Origin of the sequence: Streptomyces sp. MnatMP-M17, from assembly GCF_900091995.1 — a bacterium.
In the GTDB taxonomy this organism is placed as follows: domain Bacteria; phylum Actinomycetota; class Actinomycetes; order Streptomycetales; family Streptomycetaceae; genus Streptomyces.
The window spans coordinates 1-5,016 of sequence record NZ_FMDK01000631.1; the positions used below are offsets into that span (position 1 = coordinate 1).

Consider the following 5,016-nt stretch of genomic DNA (forward strand, 5'->3'; position numbering starts at 1 on the left):
GGGCAGCCGATACGGGCACTCCTGCGCCCGGCGGCGGGCCCGGCGAGCGCGGGTTACCCGGGGTACTAGAAGGTCCGGGGCGGGCGGGGCTGCGTGCCGGCGGGCCCCAGGAGGGCCCTGCGCGCCGTCGCCGGACCTCTGGGCCACCGGGGTGTCGCCAGGGCGCGTGGAGGCGTCGGAGGGCGCCTCAGGCGTGCCGCGCGGGGTGGGCGGAGTCAGACGGGCCGTGACCACCGGCTCTCGCCGGACAGCTCCACTCCCGCCGCCCGCATCTCTTCCAGCGCCCGCTCCGTGGTCTCGACGGCCACGCCCGCCGTCAGATCCAGCAGCACGCGCGTGGCGAAGCCCTCACGGGCCGCGTCCAGTGCCGTCGCCCGGACGCAGTGGTCCGTGGCGATCCCGACCACGTCGATGTCCGTGACCTCACGGGCCCGGAGCCAGTCCGCGAGCCCGACACCGTTCTCGTCGAGTCCTTCGAAACCGCTGTACGCGCCCGAATACGCGCCCTTGTCGAAGACCGCGCCGATCGCGCCGGAGGCGACGGCCGGCGCGAAGTTGGGATGGAAGCCCGCGCCCTCCGTGCCCGCCACACAGTGCACCGGCCAGGTGGTGACGAAGTCGGGGCTCTCCGGAGCGTGGGCGAAGTGGTCGCCCGGGTCGATGTGATGGTCCCGGGTGGCGACCACATGCCGGTATCCGGCGGAGGCCTGGCCGATCAGATCGGTGATGGCGGCAGCGACCTCGGAGCCTCCTGTCACCGCCAGACTGCCGCCCTCACAGAAGTCGTTCTGTACGTCCACGACGAGCAACACGCGGTGCATGACGGTCATCCTTCGGCGGAAGTGCGGGCGAACGGGACAGGACTGCGACCGGACGAGCGGCTGAAAGGTGTGCTGAGCCTAGAGACTCCGCCACCGTCGCGGGAAGAGCCGGACACCCGCCACCACCGCCCCACGCGCCTCATATGTACTCGGTCGGGATCACCGGCTCGCCACGGGAGAGCTGCGTCGCCGACACCGGCAGCGCGGCCCGCGCCGCGAAGTGCCGGGACCGCGCCACGTCCAGCGGTTCCCGGGCCACGATCTCGCCGCCCTTGACGAGCTGCACCAGGAGCTGCCGGTCCAGCAGGTCCGCCGGCACAGCGCCGGTGCCGAGCACCTCGGCCTCGGCGTAGCCCCGCGCGTCCATCCGCCGCGCGGCCCACTTGCGCCCGCCCACCGAGGTCTTTCCGCCCAGCGACTTCTTCGCCACCGGCTGGAGCGGCGCCTTCGGATCCGCCGACACCGCCCGGGCGACGATCTTGTAGACCATGGAGCAGGTCGGCTGACCGCTGCCGGTGACGAGCTGGGTGCCCACGCCGTACGCGTCCACCGGCGCCGCCGCCAGCGAGGCGATCGCGTACTCGTCCAGGTCGGAGGTGACCACGATCTTGGTGTTCACCGCGCCCAGCTCGTCGAGCTGCTGCCGTACCCGGTGCGCGACCAGCAGCAGATCGCCGGAGTCGATACGGACGGCGCCCAGCTCGGGCCCGGCGATCTCCACGGCGGTCCGTACGGCCTCGGGCACGTCGAACGTGTCGATCAGCAGTGTCGTACCGCGCCCGAGCGCGTTCACCTGCGCCTGGAAGGCATCGCGCTCGCTGTCGTGCAGCAGGGTGAAGGCGTGCGCGCTCGTACCCACCGTCGGAATGCCGTACCGGAAGCCGGCCGCCAGGTCCGAGGTGGTGTCGAAGCCGCCCACATACGCGGCGCGCGCTGCGGCGACCGCGGAGAGCTCGTGCGTACGGCGCGCGCCCATCTCGATCAGCCCGCGCCCGCCCGCCGCCGCCGACATCCGCGAGGCCGCGGCGGCGATCGCCGAGTCATGGTTGAGGATCGACAGGATCACGGTCTCCAGCAGCACGCACTCGGCGAAGGAGCCCTCCACCCGCAGGATCGGCGAGCCCGGGAAGTAGACCTCGCCCTCGGGATAGCCCCAGATGTCGCCGCCGAAGCGGTACGAGGCGAGCCAGCCGAGCGTCTCCTCGTCGACCACCTGGTTGGCCCGCAGGAAGCCGAGGACGTCCGCGTCGAAGCGGAAGTTCTCCACGGCGTCCAGGACCCGTCCGGTGCCCGCCACCACTCCGTAGCGGCGGCCCTCGGGCAGCCGCCGGGTGAAGACCTCGAAGACCGAACGGCGGTCGGCCGTACCGGCCTGGAGAGCCGCTCGGAGCATCGTCAGCTCATACTGATCGGTGAAGAGCGCGGTCGACGGGACATCGACCGGCAGTCCAAGATCCGCTGTGTTCATAACAAGAATTCTACCCTGCCCTCTCGTCAGAGTGACGATTTCTGCGTGGCCGTTTGTGCGACAGGCCGTCCCTGGTGGCAGCATGGGTCATGTGACGCTGTGACGTGGCAGAGCCATGACCCGGCAGAGAAGCCCGGCAGAGAAGAAGGTCGTCCGGAACCGTGAGTGTTGCTCCCACTGAGATCGAACGCCCCGAATCGGCCGAGGAGACCTTCGCCGTCCCGGAACCCGATGTGCCGTGGGTGACGATCGTCCACAACGATCCCGTCAACCTCATGAGTTATGTGGCTTACGTCTTCCAGACCTATTTCGGCTACCCCAAGGACAAGGCGCACCGACTGATGCTCGACGTCCACCACAAGGGCCGCGCGATCGTCTCCAGCGGCAGCCGCGAGGAGATGGAGCGCGATGTGCAGGCGATGCACGGGTTCGGGCTCTGGGCCACTCTCTCCCAGGACCGGATCTGATGGCCGGCCAGTTCGAGGCGATCCCGGGCGGCGGCGCGGCCGTCGCGCTCGACGAGGTGGAGATCTCGATCCTGCGCTCCCTGGCCGTACAGCTCCTGGAGCTGATCGGGCCCGGTGACGAGCCTGCCCAGGGCGAGGATCCGCTCGCCTCGCTCTTCGCCGAAGGCCCCAGCGAGCCGCCCGAGGATCCGGCGCTGGCCCGGCTCTTCCCGGACGCGTACGGCGATGACGACGACGAACTCAAGGAGTTCTCCGCCGAGTTCAGACGGTTCACGGAGAACGATCTGCGTGGCCGCAAGCGCGAGGACGGGATGGCGCTGGTCCGTACGCTGGACGGGCTCGCCTCGGCGGGCGAGGGCGGCGCCGTGCTCAAGCTGACGCCCGACGACTGTCTGCACTGGCTCGGCGCGCTCAACGATCTGCGGCTGACGATCGGTACGCGTCTGGAGGTCACGGACGAGGACGAGAGCGACGAGCTGTACCGGCTGCCGGACTCCGATCCGCGCAAGCCGATGGTGATGGCGTATCTCTGGCTCGGATCGCTCCAGGAGTCGCTCGTCGAAACGCTGATGCCCTGAGGGCCTGATTGCTCTGATGCCCTGAGGGCCGCCGCTCGTTCCTCCGTCCGGGTGATGTGACACCAAGGAACCGGCCTGCCCGGATGTTGCGGGCCCGCGGCGCCGGGATGTCATACGGCGGTCCCCGTCCGGCCCTCTTCCGTACGCTCAACTGACGCTCAATTCGGCATAACGATCACATCACCGCTCCGGCGACCTTTGCGGTTCGCGGCCTGATTCCTCCACTTCTTCCTGTGGGCTGTGCCACAGAACCGTCCGCCGGTGACCCCTGTCGCCGTGGTAAATCTTCACGGCCCCCCGGGGACTCCACCCCTGTCCCCGGGGGTGCCTTCGCCGGCCGACCGCCGGCGGCACTCCATCCGTATCCGGGGGGATCACGAACCGGTCCGCGGCCGACGTCCGGCGCGGATCGGTATGGAGAAAGGGCGAACGACATGACCTCTGCCCAGGTCGACAAGGAATACGGCGGTGACCGCGCCACGGCAGGACCCACCGGAGGCGGCCCGGCCGAAGAGGGCTACGAACGGGGACTCGGCAGCCGTCAGGTCCAGATGATCGCCATCGGCGGCGCGATCGGTGTCGGACTCTTCATGGGCGCCGGAGCCAATATCGCCAAGGCGGGCCCCAGCATCATCCTCATGTACGCCCTCGCCGGCGTCGTGATCTTCTTCATCATGCGGGCGCTCGGCGAACTGCTGCTCTACCGGCCGGTCTCGGGCTCCTTCGCGGAGTACGCCCGGGAGTTCCTCGGCCCGTTCTTCGGCTTCGCCACCGGCTGGACGTACTGGCTGATGTGGGTCGTCACCGGGATGGCGGAACTGACCGCCGCCGCGATCTACATCCACTTCTGGTTCCCGCAGATCCCTCAGTGGGTCAGCGCGCTGGTCTTCCTGGTGGTCCTCTTCGGCGTCAATCTGATCTCGGTGAAGATCTTCGGCGAGGTTGAGTTCTGGTTCTCGATGATCAAGGTCACCGCGATCATCGGCATGATCGTCATCGGTCTGGGCGTTCTCACCATCGGCTTCTCGGACGCCGGTCAGACCGCCGCCGCCTCCAACCTCTGGGCACACGACGGGATCTTCCCGAACGGCATCGGCTCCAGCCTGATGACTCTTCAGGGCGTGATGTTCGCCTATCTCGCCGTCGAACTGGTCGGTGTGACCGCGGGCGAGTCCGAGAATCCCGAGAAGACGCTGCCCAAGGCCATCAACACACTGCCCTGGCGCATCATCGTTTTCTATGTCGGCGCGCTCTCCGTCATCCTCGCCGTCGTCAAGTGGACCGAGTTCTCCGCGGGCAACAGCCCGTTCGTGCACGCCTTCGAGAAGATGGGCATCCCGCTGGCGGCGGGCATCGTCAACTTCGTCGTACTGACCGCCGCGCTCTCCTCCTGCAACTCCGGGATGTACTCGACCGGCCGAATGCTGCGCGACCTCGCCGCCAACAGCGAGGCGCCCACGGTCTTCGGCAGGCTCAACTCCCGTAAGACGCCGGCCCTCGGCATCACCGTCTCCGCCGGGCTGATGGGCATCGGTGTGGTCCTCAACTATGTCGTCCCGGAAAAGGCCTTCGGCTATGTGACCTCCGTGGCCACCGCGGCCGGCATCTGGACCTGGATGATGATTCTGGCCAGCCATATCCGCTACCGCCGCGGTGTGGAGGCGGGGCGGGTGGCGGGCCCC

The 5,016-nt window shown here is 68.8% G+C and carries 5 protein-coding genes; 3 read left to right on the plus strand and 2 right to left on the minus strand.

The features are described from left to right. Positions 1-215: 215 nt before the first annotated feature. Complete coding sequence (locus tag GA0115259_RS26530; RefSeq protein ID WP_093601694.1) at positions 216-821, minus strand: nicotinamidase; 606 nt, start codon at positions 819-821, stop codon at positions 216-218. A gap of 139 nt (positions 822-960) precedes the next feature. Then, positions 961-2,289, minus strand: a complete 1,329-nt coding sequence (locus tag GA0115259_RS26535; RefSeq protein WP_093601696.1) for a nicotinate phosphoribosyltransferase — start codon at positions 2,287-2,289, stop codon at positions 961-963. 161 nt (positions 2,290-2,450) lie between these two features. Here GA0115259_RS26535 and clpS point away from each other — a divergent pair, with 161 nt between their 5' ends. The 3 genes from clpS to GA0115259_RS26550 form a co-directional block, all read left to right on the plus strand. After that, a complete protein-coding gene (gene clpS / locus GA0115259_RS26540; RefSeq protein WP_093601698.1) occupies positions 2,451-2,756 on the plus strand; it encodes an ATP-dependent Clp protease adapter ClpS in 306 nt (101 codons plus the stop codon). Next, positions 2,756-3,334 (plus strand): DUF2017 domain-containing protein, encoded by a 579-nt coding sequence (locus tag GA0115259_RS26545; protein WP_093601700.1) that lies wholly within the window; start codon positions 2,756-2,758, stop codon positions 3,332-3,334. The genes clpS and GA0115259_RS26545 overlap by 1 nt, the downstream gene beginning before the upstream one ends. 434 nt (positions 3,335-3,768) lie before the next feature. Continuing rightward, positions 3,769-5,016: amino acid permease (locus GA0115259_RS26550; RefSeq protein ID WP_093601702.1), on the plus strand; the 1,248-nt coding region annotated here is incomplete at its 3' end.

Coding starts and splice junctions, on each gene's coding strand:
- GA0115259_RS26530 (WP_093601694.1), bottom strand. CDS start 821: ATGCACCGCGTGTTGCTCGTCGTGGACGTACAGAACGACTTCTGTGAG.
- GA0115259_RS26535 (WP_093601696.1), bottom strand. CDS start 2,289: ATGAACACAGCGGATCTTGGACTGCCGGTCGATGTCCCGTCGACCGCG.
- GA0115259_RS26545 (WP_093601700.1), top strand. CDS start 2,756: ATGGCCGGCCAGTTCGAGGCGATCCCGGGCGGCGGCGCGGCCGTCGCG.